The following is a 17354-nucleotide window of genomic DNA, read 5'->3' as shown; positions in this document are numbered from 1 at the left end:
CCCGGCGGCATCCCCTCCGCCCGGCATCGCGCCCACCGCCGTACCGACACGGCCCACTCCCCCTGACGCCAGCCCGAACCCCCCGTTCGGCCGCACCCCGCCCGGCCCCCTCCAGAAGGCGCCCGCCGCCCCGCCGCCGCACGATCGAGGGAGGCCCGCCACCCGGCAGGCCGCACGGTCTTGCTCCTCGGGAGGACCTGCCATGACCGCCAGTCTGGAGCAGCTGCGCCGCTGCCACTTCGCCGTCGACCTGGGCGCGGCGAGGACGCGGGTGTTCGTGAAGGGGGCGGGGCTCGTCGTCGACCAGCCGTCCGCCGCCGCCGTGAACACCCGTACCGGCGCGCTGATCGCGGTCGGTGAGTTCGCCGAGCAGATGACGGGCCGCACCCCCCACTACATCCGCGTCGTACGGCCGGTCTCCGGCGGTACGGTCGTCGACATCGAGATGGCACAGCGCATGCTGCGGCACCTGCTCGGCGACAAGATCCGCCGCAGTCTGCGCCGCAAGCCCCGGCTGCGCGCCGCCGCCTGCACCCCGCACGACGCCGACCCGCTGGCCCAGCGCGCGACGATCGAGACGCTGGTCGGCCTCGGCTCACGCCGGGTCGAGCTCGTCGACACGCTCATCGCCGCCGCCGTCGGCTGCGGACTGCCCGTCGAACGGCCGGAAGCCACCATGATCATGGTGTGCGGCGCGGCCGCCACCCAGGTCGCAGTGCTGTCCCTCGGCTCGATCGTGACCGCCGAGCGGATCCCCGTCGGCGGCGAGGCCGTCGACCACGCGATCATCCAGCACCTGCGCCACGCGCACGAGCTGATGCTGCCGAGCCAGTCCGTACGGCCCCTCCAACTCGCCCTGAACAACAACGGCTCCTCCCCGCACGGGCCCACGTCCACCGAGATCCACGGACGGGACGTGGCCACCGGCCTGGCCCGTTCCGTGCGGGTCGACACCGCCGCCGTACGGGACGCGATCGAGACCCCGCTGACCGCCGTCCTCGACGGCATCGGCCGGGTGCTGCGGGACTGCCCGCCCGACCTGGTGGCCGACCTCGTCGACCGCGGGATCATGATGGTCGGCGGCTCCGCGCTGCTCCCCGGGCTCGACCAGATGCTCCGGCACGCCACAGGCATGCCGGTGAACATCGCCGACCGGCCCGACGTGTGCGCCGTACAGGGCCTGGGCGCGATGCTGGAGGGCAGGGTCGAGCCGCTGACGCTGAACCCGCTGGCCGCCTGAGCGAGGGCACGGCACCGGTATGACCGACGCCCGGCCGCCGGGACTGCCTCCCCTCCTGGACGCCGTACTCAGCGTCGGCACCGACCTCGAACTGCGCGCCACCCTCCAGCACATCGTGGACGCCGCCGCCGAGCTGACCGGCGCCCGCCACGCGGCCGTCGGCACGACGGACGCGGACCGGGACGGGCTCGACCGGCCCGACCTGTCCGACCTGACCGACCTCCCCGACCTCCCCGACCTCCCCGACCTCCCGAACGGACTCGACGGGCCCGACCGGCCCGACCAGGTGTGCGCCGCGGGGCCGCCCGCCCGCCCCGGCGCGTCCGGCACCCTCGACGTGCCCATCCGGGTCGGCGACGAGATGTTCGGACGCCTGCGCCTCGCCGACAAGCGCGGCGGCGGCCCGTTCACCGCCGAGGACGAACAGCTGCTGCGCGCGCTCGCCGCCCAGGCCGGCATCGCGATCGGCAACGCCCGCCTGTACGAGACCGCCCGCCGGCGCGAGCGCTGGATCGAGGGCGCGGCGGCCGTGACGACGGCCCTGCTCACCGGTGGGACGGCCGCGGACGCGCTGATGACGGTCGCCGACCGGGCCCGCGTCCTCGCCGACGCGGCCGCCGGCGTCATCCTGCTGCCCACCGAGGAGGGCGGTATGGAGATCGTGACCGCCTCGACGCTCGACGACCCGGACGACGCCGTCGGCACGACCATCGAGCCGGGCAGCCCCGTCCTGAGCCAACTCCTGTCCGGTCAGGCGGTGTTCACCGACGACGCGGCGGCCGACCCGCGGCTGTCGACCCATGTCCCGCACCGGTTCGGCCCCGTGATGATGCTTCCGCTCCAGGCCGACGGGCAGCTGGTCGGCACCCTCGCCCTCCCCCGGCTGCGCGGTGACCGCCCGTACACCGCCGAGGAACGGCTCCTGGCCACGCAGTTCGCCTCCCAGGCCGCCCTCGCCCTGGTCCTCGGCCACGCCCGGCACGGCCGGGAACGGCTGGCGGTCTACGAGGACCGCGACCGTATCGCCCGCGACCTGCACGACCTCGTCGTCCAACGGCTGTTCGCCACCGGCATGATGCTCCAGGCCGCCCGGCGCCGGAGCGGCGGCACGGACGTCGACGAGATCCTGGGCCGGGCCGTGGACGAACTGGAGTCGACGATCCAGGAGGTCCGTACGGCGATCTTCGCCCTCCAGCAGCCGCCCGCCGAGGCCCCCACCACGTTCCGCGGCCGGGTACTGCGCGAGACGGCGGGCGCGGGCGCCCTGCTCGGCCTCCAGCCGTCCGTCCGTTTCACGGGCGCCGTCGACAGCCGCGTCCCGGACCGGGTCGCCGGCCATCTGCTGACCGCCCTGCGCCGCGCCCTGGCCGCGGTCTCCCGCCGTCCGTCCGTCACCCGCGTCGAGGTCACGGTGGACGCCACGGCGACCCTGCCGGACGGCCGCGCCTGCGTACGCCTGACGGTCCACGACGACGGCACGACACGGGACGGCGGCACCGGTACGACGACGACGTGGCGGTCCCCCTTGTGAACCGGACCACGCCCGCGTCCCGCTCCGGTGCGATCAGTAGGGCAGGATCCGCCCCGAGGGCGTCCTGCGGTCGATCTGTTCGTCCCGCGGGGCGGCGGGCCGACGGCTGACACGGACACGAACCCGGGCCTGACGATTCATGACGCCTCCTCGTGCTGCGTATCCGGTACGGAACCCATGCCCCGGACCCGATCCCTCCACCCTCACCGCGGTGAACGACATCGTTCCCACACAGGCCCCTCCCATGCACCCGGAGCACGAATACGTCGTACGGAACAAGACGGAACGTCAGCAACTGGACCCGCAGATTTAACGACGCGCCTCTTGTTCCGCCCTTTTCTACGCGCGTAACCTCAGTCGTTCCTATGGCCAGTCGGTCGTGAGGGCACCCCATGTGCCCTTCTCCCGGCGGACGTTGAAGGAGTCACCCTCGTGCCGATTCACAGACCCAGCGCAACGCGCGTAGCCGGCGCCGCGTTCGTGGCCGCCACCGCCACGGCGGCCGTCGTCGTGGCACCGCTGCCCGCCGCCTTCGCCACGCCGTCGGCGACTGTCGTGATATCGGAGGCGTACGGCGGCGGCGGCAACTCCGGGGCCACGCTCACCAACGACTTCGTGGAGCTGGCCAACCGCTCGACGAGCGCGTACCCGCTGGACGGGTACAGCGTCCAGTACCTCCCGGCCACCGCCTCCGCGGGATCGCTGTGGCAGGTCACCCCGCTCACCGGCACGCTCGCCCCGGGCGGCAGCTACCTGGTCTCCGAGAGCGCGGGCACCGGCGGCACCACCGCGCTGCCGAAGGCCGACGCGAGCGGCGGCATCGCCATGGCCGCCGCGAGCGGCACCGTGGCCCTGGTCAACGGCACCACGGCCCTGACCTGCAAGACGGTCGCCGACTGCACCGGCGACACCCGTGTCGTCGACCTGCTCGGCTACGGCACCGCCGTCGTCCGCGAGGGCTCCGCCGCGCCGACGGCGAGCAACACCGCCTCCGTGTCCCGGGCCGCCTCGCTCGCCGACACCGACGACAACGCGGCCGACTTCACCGCCGGTACGCCCACCGCGACCAACAGCGCGGGCGAGACCGCGAGCGGCGGCGACGGCGGCGGCCCGGGCGGCCCCACCGCGCCCGGCGCGTTCCGGATCCACGACATCCAGGGCACCACCCGCGTCTCGCCCCTCAAGGGCCAGAGCGTCGTGGGCGTCCCCGGCGTCGTCACCGCCGTGCGGACCACCGGCAGCAAGGGCTACTGGATCCAGGACCCGAGCCCGGACGCCGACCCCGCCACCAGCGAGGGCCTGTTCGTCTACACCGGCTCCGCCGCCCCCACCGTCTCGGTCGGCGACTCGGTCCTGGTCAGCGGCAAGATCTCGGAGTACTACCCGGGCACCGGCACCCAGTCGGTCACCGAGCTGGGCAGCCCGGTCTCCACCACCGTCGCCACGGGGGGCACCCTGCCGGACGCGGTCGCCCTGAACGACTCCACCGTCCCGGCCACGTACACCCCGACCGCGGCCGGCGGCAGCATCGACGCCCTGCCGCTCCAGCCGGCCGTGTACTCCCAGGACTTCTACGAGTCCGTCGAGGGCATGCGCGCCTCGGTCACCGACGCCCGGGTGGTCGGCGCGACCAACTCCTACGGCGAGATGTTCGTGACCGCCAAGCCGCACGAGCGCCCCACCCGGCGCGGCGGCACCCTCTACGGCGCCTACGACCAGCAGAACACCGGCCGTATCGAGATCGTCGCGGCCGACGGCTCCACGCCGGCCCTCAACGTCGGCGACGAGCTGTCCGGCACCACCACCGGCCCGGTCGACTACGCCTCCTTCGGCGGCTACCTGCTCGCCCCCTCCGCCGCCACCACCGGCACGGCCGTCGACAACGGCCTCAAGCCGGAGGTGACGCGCAAGCAGAAGGGCAAGGAGCTCGCCCTCGCCACCTACAACGTCGAGAACCTCGACCCGACCGACAGCGCCGACAAGTTCGCCCGCCTCGCCCGGGGCATCGTCACCAACCTCTCCTCGCCCGACATCATCACGCTGGAGGAGATCCAGGACGACAACGGCGCCACCGACGACGGCACCGTCACGGCGGAGGCGACCCTGACCAAGTTCACCGCGGCCATCAAGGCGGCGGGCGGTCCGAAGTACTCCTGGCGCTCGATCGACCCGGTCGACGGCAAGGACGGCGGCGAGCCCGGCGGCAACATCCGTCAGGTCTTCCTGTTCAACCCCAAGCGGGTCTCCTTCGTGGACCGCGCCTCCACCGGCGACGCCTCGACCACCGCCGTCTCCGTGGTCAAGGACAGGCGGACGCGCGAGGCCCACCTCTCCGCCTCACCGGGCCGCGTCAACCCCACCAGCAGCGCCTGGGACAACAGCCGCAAGCCCCTGGTGGGCGAGTTCAGGTTCCGGAACAAGACGGTCTTCGTGATCGCCAACCACTTCAACTCCAAGGGCGGCGACGACCCGCTGCACGGCCGCTTCCAGGAGCCCACCCGCTCCTCGGAGACCCAGCGCAAGCTCCAGGCCGCGGAGGAGAACGCCTTCGTCGACAGCCTCCTCGCCGCCGACCCCAGGGCCAGGATCGTGGCCCTCGGCGACCTCAACGACTACGAGTTCTCCGACGCGGTCAAGACCCTGACGGACGACGGTGACGTCCTCACGGACCTCATCGACACCCTCCCGGTCGCCGAGCGCTACAGCTACGTCTACGACGGCAACAGCCAGACCCTCGACCACATCCTGACCAGCCCCGCCGTCACGCACTACAGCTACGACGTCGTCCACATCAACGCGGAGTTCGCCGACCAGGCGAGCGACCACGACCCCCAGGTCGTCCGCATCGACGTGAACAACTGCGGCGGGACCTACCACCCGGACCCGCACCGGAACTGACCACCGGCCCCATCCGCCGAAGCCCCCCGCCCTCACGAGGTACGGGGGGCTTCGACGCCTGCCGCCTCAGCCCTGGACCAGAACGACAACCCCACCGGCCAACAAAAACACCCCACCCACGAGGGCGACCCCGGCGAGCACGCCGAGCACGGCCGGCCGCAGGATCAGCGAGGCGGACGGCCCGGCCGCGGTACTCGAGTGCCGACGCCGCAGCGCGAGTGCGCGGATACCGGCGTACACGCCGAGAAGCCCCATGAACAGATACGGCATGGCGTCAGCCCTCCAGGCTGTCGAGCAGGTCCGCGAGCTCGGCGATCACGGTGGCCGGATCTCCCTCGGCCAGGGGCCCGGGGTGACCGGGAACATGAAGCCGGAATTTTCCTGGCCGGTGGAACACCACGGACGCCACGATGTCGTGGGTGAAGGCGTGCCGCATGAAGAGAAGGTTGTGGCCCACGCCCGGGAAGAATCCGCGGACGACCGGATTCTCCGCGGCCAGTTCGACCACGTCCCGGTAGAGCTCCGCGCCGTCACGACGAACGATCCGCCATTGCGTCTCCAGCTCGTCGCCGCGCTCGTAGGCCAGTTGCAGCTCCGAGTAATTCACGAAGGGCCAGCGCGCGGCCATCTCCTCCAGCCGGGTCCCGGCGAGCCAGGCCCGAGCCGCTTCGGCCACCAGGCGCTTGTCCTGCGTGGCTCCGTGTGCCCAACCCCAGCCGTCCCGGACGAACGAGAGAGCGTAAGCGTCGTTGCCGGTGATCACGTTCACCTTCGAACGGCCGTCACTGATAAACGCCAGGGTGCCGTACCGCGCACCGATTTCACGTCCCCCTTCGCAGCACGCCCCTTCGCCACCGCGTTCCTGAACACAACCTGAGGATTGAGTTCACCTTCGTCCAGAGCGCCCAGGTCCACGAGGATGTGGATGTCCGGGTTTCCCAGAGCCGCGTTGACTTCATTGATCCACTGCGCGTTGCCCCCGCCGTCCTCGTGCTCGGCCGCGTACAGGGATCCGTTGAACGTCATGGCGCCCTGTTCCACCAGCGGCCAGTGGACCCACCTGGTCGGCGTCTACGACGCCACGGCCAAGGAACTGCGCCTGTACGTCAACGGCAAGCTCGCCGGCAGCAGGGACTGGACCTACACCCCCTGGAACGCTACCGGCCCGCTCCAGATCGGCCGCAAACTGTCCTCCGGCGCCTACGGGGAGTTCGCCAACGCGTCCGTGAGCGACATCCGTGTCTACCCCACCGCGCTGCCCCCGGCCGACGCGTCCGCCACAGGTGACGTCCCGAAGGTCACGCAGCTCGGCTGAGCCCTCACGACCGGCACACCCGACGCCCCGTCCCCGCCCCCCGGCGAGGGCGGGGCATCCGTGCGTGAACAGCGGGCCATCCGCCCGTGAACAGGGGGGTTCACCTACGGGCCGGGGCGCGGCCGGGTGTGAAAATGTCCTGGAGGTCGAAGCCCTGCCCAGGCATCGCCGGTTACTCAGAGCTATCCTGCAACCATAGGGCGTACCTGCCAGTGACGACGGCCCGACGCATCGTCAACTTGCTTGCCACAAAGGCCCGTTGTGCCCGATAGGGACCCCCGGGACCCCTCGATCCAGGCCCTGGACGCGGTGATAGCATTCCCGCGTCTGCGACCTTGATCGACTTCGCTCGGGCGGCGGCCCGGCATCGGTCAACTCCTCGTGCACCAACGGTTATGCAATCCCCCGTGGAGTGTCGCGGACCCTCGCGAGGTGTATCCGCGGAGGCCTGCATGCCACGCGCCGGGAAAGGTTTTCCATGAATCGAGACGCGCTTATGTGGTGCCTGGTTGCGGTCACGGCGATAGCCGTCGCCGCGGTTGTGGTGCTCGTCCTCCGCAACAGGGCTCTGGGGGTGAAGAAGAGGCAGTCCGAGGCCGCGCTGGGGCAGGAACTCGGCGCCGTCCAGGGACACCTGCACCTGGCCCAGGGCGAGCTGCTGAGGGTCCGGGGCGAGCAGGACCGGGTCATCCGGGACGCCGAGCAGTCGGCGGAGGCGAACACCAAGGACGTCCTCAAGGGCGCCGCCCGCTTCCTGCAGAGCCTCGCGGCCGAGCAGACCGTGCTGCTGGACGAGATCCAGCGCAAGTACGGAGGGCACACCGTCCTCGCCGACCTGATGGACGTGAACCACGCCAACGCCCAGATGGCCCGTAAGGCCCAGGGCATCGCGGTCATGTGCGGCGCTCCCGTCAGCCGCCGCAACCAGCCCGCCAGCGTCTACGACGTCGTACGCAGCGCCCAGAGCCAGATCCGCAACTTCAACCGGGTCGAGATCATGCAGCCGAGCGGCATCGCGCTGAAGGCGACCGCGGTCGCCCCGGTCGCCCTCGCCGTGGCGGAGCTGCTCGACAACGCCGCCAGCTTCTCCCAGGCGGACGCACCGATCGAGGTGACGTTCCAGCGGGTCCAGAAGAACCTGTGCATCGTGATCGACGACGCCGGCGTCGGCATGAACGACGAGGACCGGCAGAAGGCGACCGTGCTGCTGTCCGGGGACTCCGTCCCCCGGCTGTCGCAGCTGGGCACCCAGCCCAAGTTCGGTTTCCCCGTGGTCGGTCTGATCGCGAGTCAGTACGGCTTCAAGGTGGATGTCACCGGAGTCTCGCGCTACGGCGGCGTCCGGGCCGTCGTCCTGCTGCCAGAGGAGCTGTGGACCATGGAGGAGACGCCGGCCCCGGCCGAGGAGGCGCCCGTCAGTATCAGGGGCGTCGAGAGCCGCGATCAGAACAGCACGCGCACGGTGCACGGCCTGCCCAAGCGCGGAGCGCGCCAGACGCCCATCGCCAGTGTCCCCTCCGGCGACAGCGCCCCGCGAGGGACGCAGACGTCCAGAAGGACTTCCCGTGGGTCCGGCGGCGGCCTGGGCGCTTTCCAGCGCGGCACGCTCACGGGCCGCGACCTCACCGCTCCGTCGCCCGAAGGGTCCGAAGACGCATGACCACAGACATGTCGTGGATGGTCAAGGACATCGTCGACAACGTCCCCCGGGCCTTGCACGCAGTGGTGCTGTCCGCCGACGGCCTCCCCCGCGGGGCCACGGACGGTCTGAGCCCGGCGGACGTGCGGACGATCTCCGCCGCCATGGCCGGGATGCAGTCGCTCAGCAGGGCCACCGCCCACTTCGCCGGACCGGCGCGGGACCGGCAGTGGAACCAGACGATCATCGAGTTCTCGCACGGCTGGGTGTTCCTGATCGGTGCGGGGCAGGGCGCCTACCTGGCCGCCGCCGCCGAACCCGACGTCGACATGGAGCAGATGTCGTTCCGTATGAACCGTCTGGTCATGCGGCTCGGCGAAAACCTCGCCTCCCGGCCCCGGGTGAGCGTCGGGGAGGCGGCCGAGAGCGGCGACGGCCCCTCGGCGCAGCAGGCCGGGGCGGGCGGTCAGGGAATCGTCCTGCCCGAACTGGACGAGGTGATCTCGTCCGTGCCCGGCGCCCGGCACGCCGTGCTGCTCGGTGCCGACGGCCTGCCCCGCGGCACGAGTTCGGGGATGGACAAGGACCTGGCGGACACGATCTCCGCGGCCATGACGGGCATCCTCGCCTACAGCCGTGCGACCTCGCAGTTCGCCGGCGGCCAGGAGGCCGACGAGTGGCAGCAGACGGTGATCGAGTTCCAGCACGGCTGGATCTTCCTGATCTCCGCGGGCGGTGACGCGTTCCTCGCCGCCGCGGCCGAACACGACTGTGACATCGAGCAGTTCACCACGCGCCTCAAGGACGTGGTGCTCACGGTCACCCCGCAGCGGGTGCCGCAGGGAGGGAGGGCCGGCCATGCACGATGAAGGACCGGACGAACTGGAACTGACATCCGCGTTAGTCCCCCTCTTCGTCATCACCCAGGGACGTGGGCTGCCGGCGGACCACGAGTTCGAGCACACCACGCTGGTGATCGCCCACGCCGACACGTCGGCCGCGGCCCGCACCCTGTCCCCGGAGGCCCGGCGCGTCATGGACCTGATAGCCGACGGCTATCTGTCCGTGGCCGAGGTCTCCGGCCATACGCACCTGCCGCTGGGCATCGTGCGCATCCTGCTGGCGGAGATGGCGGAAAAGGACCTCATCATCGTGAGGAACCCCCCGGAGCGTGCCGAGCGTCACGACCGCGAACTGCTCGTCGCCGTACTCGACGGCCTGCGAACCCACCTGGGAGCGTAAGTGAAGCATCTTGATCCGGCCGTCTCCCAAGCGGTGAAGGTTCTCATCGTGGGGCACTTCGGGGTCGGCAAGACCACGTGCATCGGCAGCATCTCGGAGATCAAACCGCTGCAGACCGAGGAGGAGATCACCGAGGCCAGCGAGGGCTTCGACGACCTCTCGGGAACCCCGAACAAGACGACCACGACCGTGGCGATGGACTTCGGACGTCTGACGCTCAGCGACACCCTGGTCCTCTATCTCTTCGGAACGCCCGGACAGGAACGTTTCAAGGAGATGTGGGAGGGCCTGTCCCGGGGCGCGTTGGGCGCACTGGTCCTGGTGGATCCCGAGCGGCTGCACGAGAGCTTCCCCATCCTCGACCTGGTCGAGCGCTTCGGCCTGACCTACGCCATCGGCGTCAACCACTTCGACGGCACCCCGGCCTACCCGCTCGACGAAGTGCGCGAGGCGCTCAACCTCTCCGACCGGACGCCGATCGTGCACTGCGACGTCCGCGACCGGGGCTCCTCGGGGCAGGCACTCATCACCCTCGTCGAGCACCTCATGACCACACTTGGCTAGGAGTCAAGGCATGCAGCAGCAATTCGACCCCTCCGGGATACCGGCGGGGTGCCCCGCGCACGGCAACACCCAGCTGTTCGGGCCCGAGTTCGGCTCCGACCCGGAGGCCCACTACGCCCGCCTGCGCGCGAAGGGCCCGAGCGCCCCGGTCGACATCGCGCCCGGCGTCGAGGTCGAGCTGGTCACCAGCTACGACGCCGGCCTGTACATCCTCCAGAACGCCGGTTCGTTCGTGCGGGACTCGCGCCGCTGGGCGGACCTGAACGCGGGCCGCGTCCCCGAGGACAGCCCGGCGCTGCCCATGATGGGCTACCGCCCGAACGCGCTGTTCAGCGACGGCGCTGCCCACGCCCGTCTGCGGCAGGCGGTCACCGACAGTCTCGCCACCATCGACGAGGGCCGGCTCGCCCGGAAGACCCAGCAGTCCGCCGACTACCTGATCAGCGGGTTCAGCTCCGAGCCGCGGGGGCAGGCCGAGCTGATGGCCGCCTACGCGCAGCCGCTGCCGCTGCTGGTCTTCAGCGACCTGTTCGGCTGCCCGCCGGAGATCGGTGACCGTGTCATCGTCGGGATCAGCGGCATCTTCGAAGGCACCCCCGGCGCCGACGTGGTCCTGGGCGGCGCCCTCGCCGAACTGATCGCCCTCAAGCGCAGCCAGCCCGGCGAGGACCTCACCACCCGTCTGATGGTGCACTCGGCCCGGCTGACCGACGAGGAGGTGCTGCACCAGCTCGTGACGCTGCTCTCCGGCGGCACCGCGCCCCTGACCGCCGCCATCGGCACCAGCAGCGCCCTGTACCTCAGCGGCGACTGGCCGACCGGCCTGCCGATCGAGGACGCGGTCGTGCAGACGCTGTGGAACTACGCCCCGATCGCCAACTACGCGGCCCACTACCCCACCCACGACGTCGAGCTGGGCGGCCGGGTCCTTCGGGCGAACCACCCGGTGCTGATCTCCTTCGCGGCGGCCAACACCGACCCCAAGCTGACCGAGCACCGCGAACAGCTCAGCGCCAAGGCGCACCTGGCCTTCGGCGCCGGACCGCACGCGTGCCCGGCCAAGGACCCGGCGTTCATGATCGCCGCGACCGCCGTCGAGTCCCTGGTCAACCGGCTGCCGGACGTCGAGACGCGCGTCCCGTTCAAGGAGCTCGCCTGGGCGCCGAGCCCGTGGAGCCGCACGCTGGTGACCGTTCCGATCCGGTTCACCCCGCGCACGGTGCTGTCGGACGCCGCCTCCCGGTCCACCGCCGCCGGGGCGCCCCTGGGTACGCAGTCGTCGGGACCGGTCCCCCAGCCGGCCGCGGTTCCCGCGTCCCGGCCGGCGCACGCGGCGTCCCAGCCCAAGGGCGGCCTGTTCAGCCGCTTCCTGGCCTGGACCAGAGGCGAGTGACGTAGGTAACCCTAAGAGAACACAGTGGTATTGGATGCTTCAATCACCCCACGGGTACGTATGGCGGCTGTCGCTCAGAAAGGAGCCGTCATCGTGGGGTTGAGTGTCACGACTCCGTCGTCCGACCGTCGCGCCACCGTCTCTCTCTTCTCCCGTCTCCGGAAGCCCGAGGGTCAGACCGACCCGTTCCCCCTCTACGCGGAGCTCCGGTCGCAGGGCGGGGTCAGCCCCGCACCCTGGGGCGGTCTGCTCGTGACCGGTTTCAGCACCTGTGACCGGGTGCTGCGCAGCGGCGACTGGCTGGAGCCGGACAAGGACTGGAGGCAGCGGCAGGGGGAGCGCACCCGTTGGAGCGCTCCCTCCTCCCGTGAGATCAGCAGCACCCTGCCCGCGCTCAACCCGCCGGAGCACACCCGGGTACGCCGGGCGGCCGGCACCTTCGACCGCGGCACGATCGAGCGCATGGGGCAGCGGGTGGACGGGATCGTCGAGCGCCTCCTCGACTCCCTGCGGGACCATCTGGACGCCGGGGAGGCGGACTTCGCCGCCCTGGTCAGCGAGGAACTCCCGATCGCCACCATCGGGGACTGGCTCGGCCTGCCCGCCGCCGACTGGCCGCGGCTGCGGGAACTGACCCACGACCAGGTCTTCACCCAGGAACTACTGCCCTCCGCGAGCCAGCTGGCCCAGTCGGACGCGGCCATGGCCGAACTGCGGACCTATTTCCTGGAACTGGTGCGGGAGCGGCGCACCCGCCTCGGCGACGACCCCGTCTCGGACTGGATACGCAGATGGGACGCCCTGGAGCCGGACCAGGACAAGGCGGACGAAGGGGTCTACTTCCTGGCCCTGTTCGTGCTGCTGGCGGCCCTGGAGACCACCTCCACCCTCCTGTCGACCATGGTCCTCCTGCTCGTCGAGGACCCGGCACGGTGGCACATGGTCGCCGAGGACCCCGACCTCGTACCGGCGTTCGTCGAGGAGTGCCTGCGCTACGACCCGCCCACCCATGTGATCAGCCGAGTGGCCGCCAGGGACTGTCTGCTCGACGGCGTCGAGGTCGGCGCCGACCAGATGGTCCACCTCATGGTGGGAGCGGCCCACCGCGACCCGGAGAGACACGCGGACCCCGACCTCTTCGACCCTCGCCGCAAGCCCGGCCACCTCGCCTTCAGCGGAGGCATCCACTACTGCCTGGGCGCCCCCCTCGCCCGGCTCGAGGCCCACACCCTGCTCCGCCAACTGACCACGCGCCTGCCCCGCCTCACCCTGGTGCGCCGCCCGGCATGGGCCCCCAGGGTGGCGTTCAGACGCCTGCTGAACCTGGATGTCGCCCGCGCATGAACCCCTCCCCCTCCCCCCTCACGTTCCCCGCGCCGGTCCGCGAAACCCTCGCCGTCGAGCAGACCGGCTCCGTCCTGCACGTCCGGCTCAACCCCGCCGCCCGGGACGACACCCTGAGCACCGCCGTCCTCGACGACCTCCTCGCCCTGCTCGACGGCCTCCACGGGCAGCCCGACATCCGCGTCCTGGTCCTGTCGTCCCTGGGCAGGGACTTCTGCCTGGGAGCCGACCGCCAGGAATACCAGGACGCCGTCGCCTCCGACCCGACGGGGGCCGCGCTGCGTCGCATCGCGGACAAGGCCCACCGTCTGTGCCAGGCCCTGGAGACCACCCACGTCGTCACCGTCGCCCGGCTGCACGGCAGCGTCATAGGCGCCGGTCTCGCGCTCGCCGCCTACTGCGACCTACGGGCGGGCGCCGACACCTGCCGGTTCCGGATGCCGGAGGTCGGCCTCGGACTCTCCCCCGCCTGGGGAGGAGCCATGGGCCGTCTCATCTCGGAGGCCGGCGCGGCGAGCATCCGTGAACTCATGCTCACCTGCGACGTCTTCGACTCCTCGACCGCCCACCGGATCGGCGTCCTGCACAAGGTCGCCCCCCTCGACCAACTGGACGACACCGTCGCCCGCTGGACGAGGCCACTCGTACGCCGCTCACCCGAGGCCCTCGTCCTGACCAAGCGCATGCTGGCCGGCTACACGCGAGCCGACCGCCTGGCCGACGTCTCGCTCCTCGACTCCCACCTGCTGACGGCCCAGTTGACCGCCCCCCGAAGCGGTACATGACGCCGCCCCCCACCGTGCGACGGCACGTGACACCGAGGAAGTGATCCCCGAGGGGCCAGGACGCCGGATGCGGCGTCCTGGCCCCTCGGTGTCACGTGCCGCCGAACGGCCGGGCCCGGCAGGGTGATCGAGTGGGGTCAGGTCAGGTACAGATAGCTTCCCCAGTTCGTGGCGATCCGCGTACGCGCCGAGAAGGAGCCCGTACTCGTGCCGCTCATCCGCCACAGCCGGCCGGCGGTGTCGCGGGCGACCAGGTCGGGGCGTCCGTCGCCGGTGAGGTCGCCGGGAACGGCGAGCGCGTTGTACGAGGCGAAGCCCGAGGCGAGCTTGGTACGGGGCTTCAGACCGCCCTTGCCGTCGCCGAGGAGACGCCACAGGACGCCCGCCCGGTCCTTGGCGACCACATCGCCGATGCCGTCGCCGTCGAGGTCGCCGGCGCCCACCAGCCGCTGGTAGATCTGCTGGTTGGGGGCGCCCTTGACGGGGGCGCCGAGGCTGCCGTCCGCGGTGCCGGGGAAGGTCCACAGGACGCCCGCGGAATCGCGTGCCAACAGGTCGGCGCGGCCGTCGCCGGTCAGGTCGCCGGGGGAGGTCAGCACGTTGTAGGCGTTGAAGCCGGTGCCGATCGGGACGTGGGGGTTCATCGGGGCGATCAGCCCTCCGGATCCGTCGTAACGCGTCAGCGCCCCGGAGGAGTCGCGGATCAGCAGGTCGGCCAGGCCGTCGTCGTTCATATCGCCGAAGGGGACCGGGTAGGAGCCCTTCGGCCAGCCGCCCGCCAGCGCCTTGTGCACCGAGTCGATCCCGCCGCGCCCGTCACCGGGCTGGACCGCCAGCCGACCGGCGCCGTCCATCGTGACGACGTCACCGATGCCGTCCTTGCCGAAGTCGTGACGCGGCACGACCGACGACCACACCGCCAGCGAACCCGTCGAGGTCACCGTCTGGCCCGCGTGGTCGGCGGCCTGCGCGGTGAGCGTCCAGCGGTACATACCCGAGGGGACCTTCTTGCCGTCGGCGTCGGCACCGTCCCAGATCGCGGCGATCTTGCCGAAGACCGGACCGTGGGCGAGGGTACGGACGGTCTTCCCGTTGCGGGCGGTGATCGTCAGCTTCCAGCCCGCCGCCGGCTTCGACAAGTGCCACACCCCCGTGTACTGACTGCCGTCCGCACGCAGATCCGCGGTGGTGGGGCCGTCGGTGGAGATGAGAGTGAGGGGAGAGGTGGCGACCTGCGGCCATTTGACCGTCACGTCCCCCGCGTCGGTGAGGTAGGCGACGGGGCCGCCGAACCGGTCCACTCCCCAGAACCGTCCACGCCGGTCGGCGGTGGCGCCCACCTGGTCCTTCAACGGCCCCAGCTCACTGGTGCCCACGCGGGCGGCCGGGACCGCGCCGGGGAGGTAGGTGATCAGCAGCTTCGTCCCGGCCGCGTTCTGGCTGACGAGGTAGCCGTCGGCCAGTTCCGCGTAGCCGGACGGCACTGTGATCACGTGCTTCGTGGTGCGGTCGTAGACGCCGGCCTTCCCGGTGGGGCCGCAGGACCAGTAGATCCACCGGCCCACCACCTGGATCTCCGTGGGCGTGCAAGGTGCGCCCACGGACACCGGGGAGCCGAGTGGCTCCAGTGACGGCGATGTCAGGGACAGAGCGACGACGGTGCCGCTCTTACTGCCCGCGCGCCACAGCTGACTGCCCCACAGGGAGGCGGCGTACCAGGGAGAGGAGGAGGACAGCTTCGTGTATCCGTCGAGGACGAACTGCCTCCTGGAGTCGGGGCGCGTGATGCTGTACCTGCCGGATGCCGCGAACACCGGGTCGTAGCCATACTCATAGGGGTTACCGACGACGGCGCCTTCCCCGTTGCCGACCAGTCGCAGGCACTCGCCGGTGCACTGGTAGTCGTTCGCGGGATCTCCGTCCTCCGGTTGATAGCCGCGGTCGCCGACATTGCGCGGCGGCGTGGCGTTCAGCGTGCCCCCGGTCAGCGACAGGGAGGAGCCGGAGAGGTACGTGAGCGCGCGCGAGACGCCGTACGGCACGTGCAGCGTGCCGACCCGCAGTTGTCCCTGGTCGACCGCGACACCGCCGACCTCGTACACCGTCTGCCGGGGCAGCGGCACCAGCACGCCGACGACCGGGGTCCCGTCGGCGCCCAGCGAGATGCGCCGGACCGCCCAGTCGTCCGTGCCCGAGCCGCCCACGACGTAGACGGCACCGTCCGCGCCCATGATGGTCTGGCCCTGGGAGTTCGGCAGCAGGGTGCGGACCGCGCCGCCGGCGGCGGGCTGGGCCAGTACGTCGCCGTCTTTGGTGTACACCGCCCAGTCGCCCAGCAGCGACACATCGGCGCCGTCGCCCGCCTGGAGGCGGGTTCGGGGCGCGTCCGGGTGGTCGCGGTCGACGAGGTAGCGGTCGAAGCCGGTGTTGGGCGAGTACAGAACCTTCGTGGCGCTGAGCGAATTCAAGTACGTCGCTGAGGTGCCGTCGTCGGGCACGACGGTCAGGCGGCGGGTCGCGAAGTCCAGCAGTGCGTGGAAGCCGTCCGGGCCCCCGAAGTCGATGGCGGCTCCCCGGGAGTCCACCAGCGCGTCGGCGACGGTTCCCGGCAGGGGGGTCGGGACGCCCGACACCGGCCGGTCGACCGGCGGGCCGCCCGCCGCCGGGATCTCGAGCAGGTGCAGCGTCCACGTGCCGTGTGTGTTCCGCAGCGTCAGCAGGCGGTTCTCGGCGAACACCGTCGTGGCCTTGTCGCCGGCCGGCAGATCGAACTGCACGACCTTGCCGGTGTCGTAGTTCCGGATCCGGTAGCCGCGGGTGGTGCCGACCTGCTCCAGACCGAAGCGGCCGTTGACACCCCACATGTCGCCGATGCGGAGCGGCGTGGGCAGCCCGTTCACGAACGTACCGTCCGGCCGCTCCCAGGTGAACTTCTCCCCCATCGACAGGAAGCCGGAACCATCGGCGCTGATCGGCACCGCCGGCTTCGTCAGCAGCCCCGGCTCCCCCTTGAGGGTGACCGACGGCATCACCGCGGTGTCCGCGACCGCGGGCCCCGCCTCCATCCACGGCACCAGCCCGGCCCCGACCACCAGGACCGTCACGGCCGAGGCCGCCCCCGACCTGGCCTTCCGCCACCCTTGCCGACGTCTCTCCCGCGCCATGCGTCCCGCCCCTGATCCGTTGATCCCGTGCACACGATGTGTGATCGCCCGGCACCGCGAACGGCTGGCGGCCGCTGTGCCGCTCCATCTGACGAGCGACCAGAACGGAGGGTTGTACGGGGACCGTCGCCTCCTCGTGCCGCCGAAGGCCCGGCCACCGATCCCCGGAAACGCACGAAGCCCCCTCCGTCCGAAGGGGGCTGACACACTGTCGCAGGTGAAAACGTTCCTGCACTGAC

The 17354-nt window shown here is 71.3% G+C and carries 15 protein-coding genes; 11 read left to right on the top strand and 4 right to left on the bottom strand.

Features of this window, described 5'->3' with window-relative positions; all coding sequences use genetic code 11:
- The first annotated feature begins 202 nt into the window (after positions 1-202).
- The 3 genes from ACWCQK_RS16220 to ACWCQK_RS16210 all read left to right on the top strand — a co-directional run bounded on the left by ACWCQK_RS16220 (position 203) and on the right by ACWCQK_RS16210 (position 5669).
- On the top strand, positions 203-1240 hold the full coding sequence (locus ACWCQK_RS16220; protein ID WP_451155783.1) for a rod shape-determining protein: 1038 nt from the start codon (positions 203-205) through the stop codon (positions 1238-1240).
- Positions 1241-1259: 19 nt separating this feature from the next.
- Entirely contained in the window at positions 1260-2771 is a 1512-nt protein-coding gene (locus tag ACWCQK_RS16215; protein ID WP_451155782.1) for a GAF domain-containing sensor histidine kinase, read from the top strand.
- A 432-nt stretch (positions 2772-3203) separates the two neighbouring features.
- Positions 3204-5669 carry a lamin tail domain-containing protein gene (locus ACWCQK_RS16210; RefSeq protein ID WP_451155781.1) on the top strand — a complete coding sequence of 822 codons (2466 nt, stop codon included), beginning with the start codon at positions 3204-3206 and terminating at the stop codon, positions 5667-5669.
- 66 nt (positions 5670-5735) lie between these two features.
- Here the strand turns inward: ACWCQK_RS16210 and ACWCQK_RS16205 are convergent, their stop codons facing one another.
- Genes ACWCQK_RS16205 through ACWCQK_RS16195 form a run of 3 tightly spaced genes read right to left on the bottom strand, consistent with a single transcriptional unit; the run spans position 5736 to position 6695 of the window.
- Complete coding sequence (locus tag ACWCQK_RS16205; RefSeq protein ID WP_451155780.1) at positions 5736-5939, bottom strand: hypothetical protein; 204 nt, start codon at positions 5937-5939, stop codon at positions 5736-5738.
- 4 nt (positions 5940-5943) lie between these two features.
- On the bottom strand, positions 5944-6432 hold the full coding sequence (locus tag ACWCQK_RS16200; RefSeq protein WP_451155779.1) for a hypothetical protein: 489 nt from the start codon (positions 6430-6432) through the stop codon (positions 5944-5946).
- Positions 6433-6434: 2 nt separating this feature from the next.
- On the bottom strand, positions 6435-6695 hold the full coding sequence (locus ACWCQK_RS16195) for a hypothetical protein (RefSeq protein ID WP_451155778.1): 261 nt from the start codon (positions 6693-6695) through the stop codon (positions 6435-6437).
- On the opposite strand from ACWCQK_RS16195, the gene ACWCQK_RS16190 reads away from it, so the two are divergent.
- The 8 genes from ACWCQK_RS16190 to ACWCQK_RS16155 all read left to right on the top strand — a co-directional run bounded on the left by ACWCQK_RS16190 (position 6694) and on the right by ACWCQK_RS16155 (position 13951).
- A complete protein-coding gene (locus tag ACWCQK_RS16190) occupies positions 6694-6984 on the top strand; it encodes a LamG domain-containing protein (RefSeq protein ID WP_451155777.1) in 291 nt (96 codons plus the stop codon). The two genes, ACWCQK_RS16195 and ACWCQK_RS16190, sit on opposite strands and share 2 nt — an antisense overlap.
- 478 nt (positions 6985-7462) lie before the next feature.
- The gene (locus tag ACWCQK_RS16185) at positions 7463-8644 is read left to right on the top strand and encodes an ATP-binding protein (RefSeq protein ID WP_451155776.1); all 1182 of its coding nucleotides are present in this window, start codon (positions 7463-7465) and stop codon (positions 8642-8644) included.
- Positions 8641-9492, top strand: coding sequence for a roadblock/LC7 domain-containing protein (locus tag ACWCQK_RS16180; RefSeq protein WP_451155775.1), 852 nt, complete (start codon positions 8641-8643; stop codon positions 9490-9492). Before ACWCQK_RS16185 ends, ACWCQK_RS16180 begins: the two co-directional genes overlap by 4 nt.
- Positions 9482-9865 carry a DUF742 domain-containing protein gene (locus tag ACWCQK_RS16175; protein ID WP_385778169.1) on the top strand — a complete coding sequence of 128 codons (384 nt, stop codon included), beginning with the start codon at positions 9482-9484 and terminating at the stop codon, positions 9863-9865. The genes ACWCQK_RS16180 and ACWCQK_RS16175 overlap by 11 nt, the downstream gene beginning before the upstream one ends.
- Complete coding sequence (locus ACWCQK_RS16170) at positions 9866-10429, top strand: GTP-binding protein (RefSeq protein WP_451155774.1); 564 nt, start codon at positions 9866-9868, stop codon at positions 10427-10429. It abuts the gene before it with no gap.
- 10 nt (positions 10430-10439) lie between these two features.
- Complete coding sequence (locus ACWCQK_RS16165; protein WP_451155773.1) at positions 10440-11822, top strand: cytochrome P450; 1383 nt, start codon at positions 10440-10442, stop codon at positions 11820-11822.
- A gap of 99 nt (positions 11823-11921) precedes the next feature.
- The gene (locus tag ACWCQK_RS16160; RefSeq protein WP_451156028.1) at positions 11922-13166 is read left to right on the top strand and encodes a cytochrome P450; all 1245 of its coding nucleotides are present in this window, start codon (positions 11922-11924) and stop codon (positions 13164-13166) included.
- Positions 13163-13951: an enoyl-CoA hydratase/isomerase family protein gene (locus tag ACWCQK_RS16155; protein ID WP_451155772.1), complete on the top strand. Its 789-nt coding sequence runs from the start codon at positions 13163-13165 to the stop codon at positions 13949-13951. Before ACWCQK_RS16160 ends, ACWCQK_RS16155 begins: the two co-directional genes overlap by 4 nt.
- 137 nt (positions 13952-14088) lie before the next feature.
- Here the strand turns inward: ACWCQK_RS16155 and ACWCQK_RS16150 are convergent, their stop codons facing one another.
- Entirely contained in the window at positions 14089-17055 is a 2967-nt protein-coding gene (locus tag ACWCQK_RS16150) for an FG-GAP-like repeat-containing protein (protein WP_451155771.1), read from the bottom strand.
- Positions 17056-17354: the final 299 nt, after the last annotated feature.

The organism is Streptomyces sp. NPDC002306 (genome assembly GCF_053593435.1).
Note: the sequence above shows the minus strand (reverse complement) of the source record. Positions and strands in the feature narration are given on the sequence as shown.

Excerpts from the sequence above, each read along its gene's own strand:
- ACWCQK_RS16220 (WP_451155783.1), top strand. The coding sequence starts at position 203 with ATGACCGCCAGTCTGGAGCAGCTGCGCCGCTGCCACTTCGCCGTCGAC.
- ACWCQK_RS16215 (WP_451155782.1), top strand. The coding sequence starts at position 1,260 with ATGACCGACGCCCGGCCGCCGGGACTGCCTCCCCTCCTGGACGCCGTA.
- ACWCQK_RS16205 (WP_451155780.1), bottom strand. The coding sequence starts at position 5,939 with ATGCCGTATCTGTTCATGGGGCTTCTCGGCGTGTACGCCGGTATCCGC.
- ACWCQK_RS16190 (WP_451155777.1), top strand. The coding sequence starts at position 6,694 with ATGGCGCCCTGTTCCACCAGCGGCCAGTGGACCCACCTGGTCGGCGTC.
- ACWCQK_RS16195 (WP_451155778.1), bottom strand. The coding sequence starts at position 6,695 with ATGACGTTCAACGGATCCCTGTACGCGGCCGAGCACGAGGACGGCGGG.
- ACWCQK_RS16185 (WP_451155776.1), top strand. The coding sequence starts at position 7,463 with ATGAATCGAGACGCGCTTATGTGGTGCCTGGTTGCGGTCACGGCGATA.
- ACWCQK_RS16180 (WP_451155775.1), top strand. The coding sequence starts at position 8,641 with ATGACCACAGACATGTCGTGGATGGTCAAGGACATCGTCGACAACGTC.
- ACWCQK_RS16175 (WP_385778169.1), top strand. The coding sequence starts at position 9,482 with ATGCACGATGAAGGACCGGACGAACTGGAACTGACATCCGCGTTAGTC.
- ACWCQK_RS16165 (WP_451155773.1), top strand. The coding sequence starts at position 10,440 with ATGCAGCAGCAATTCGACCCCTCCGGGATACCGGCGGGGTGCCCCGCG.
- ACWCQK_RS16155 (WP_451155772.1), top strand. The coding sequence starts at position 13,163 with ATGAACCCCTCCCCCTCCCCCCTCACGTTCCCCGCGCCGGTCCGCGAA.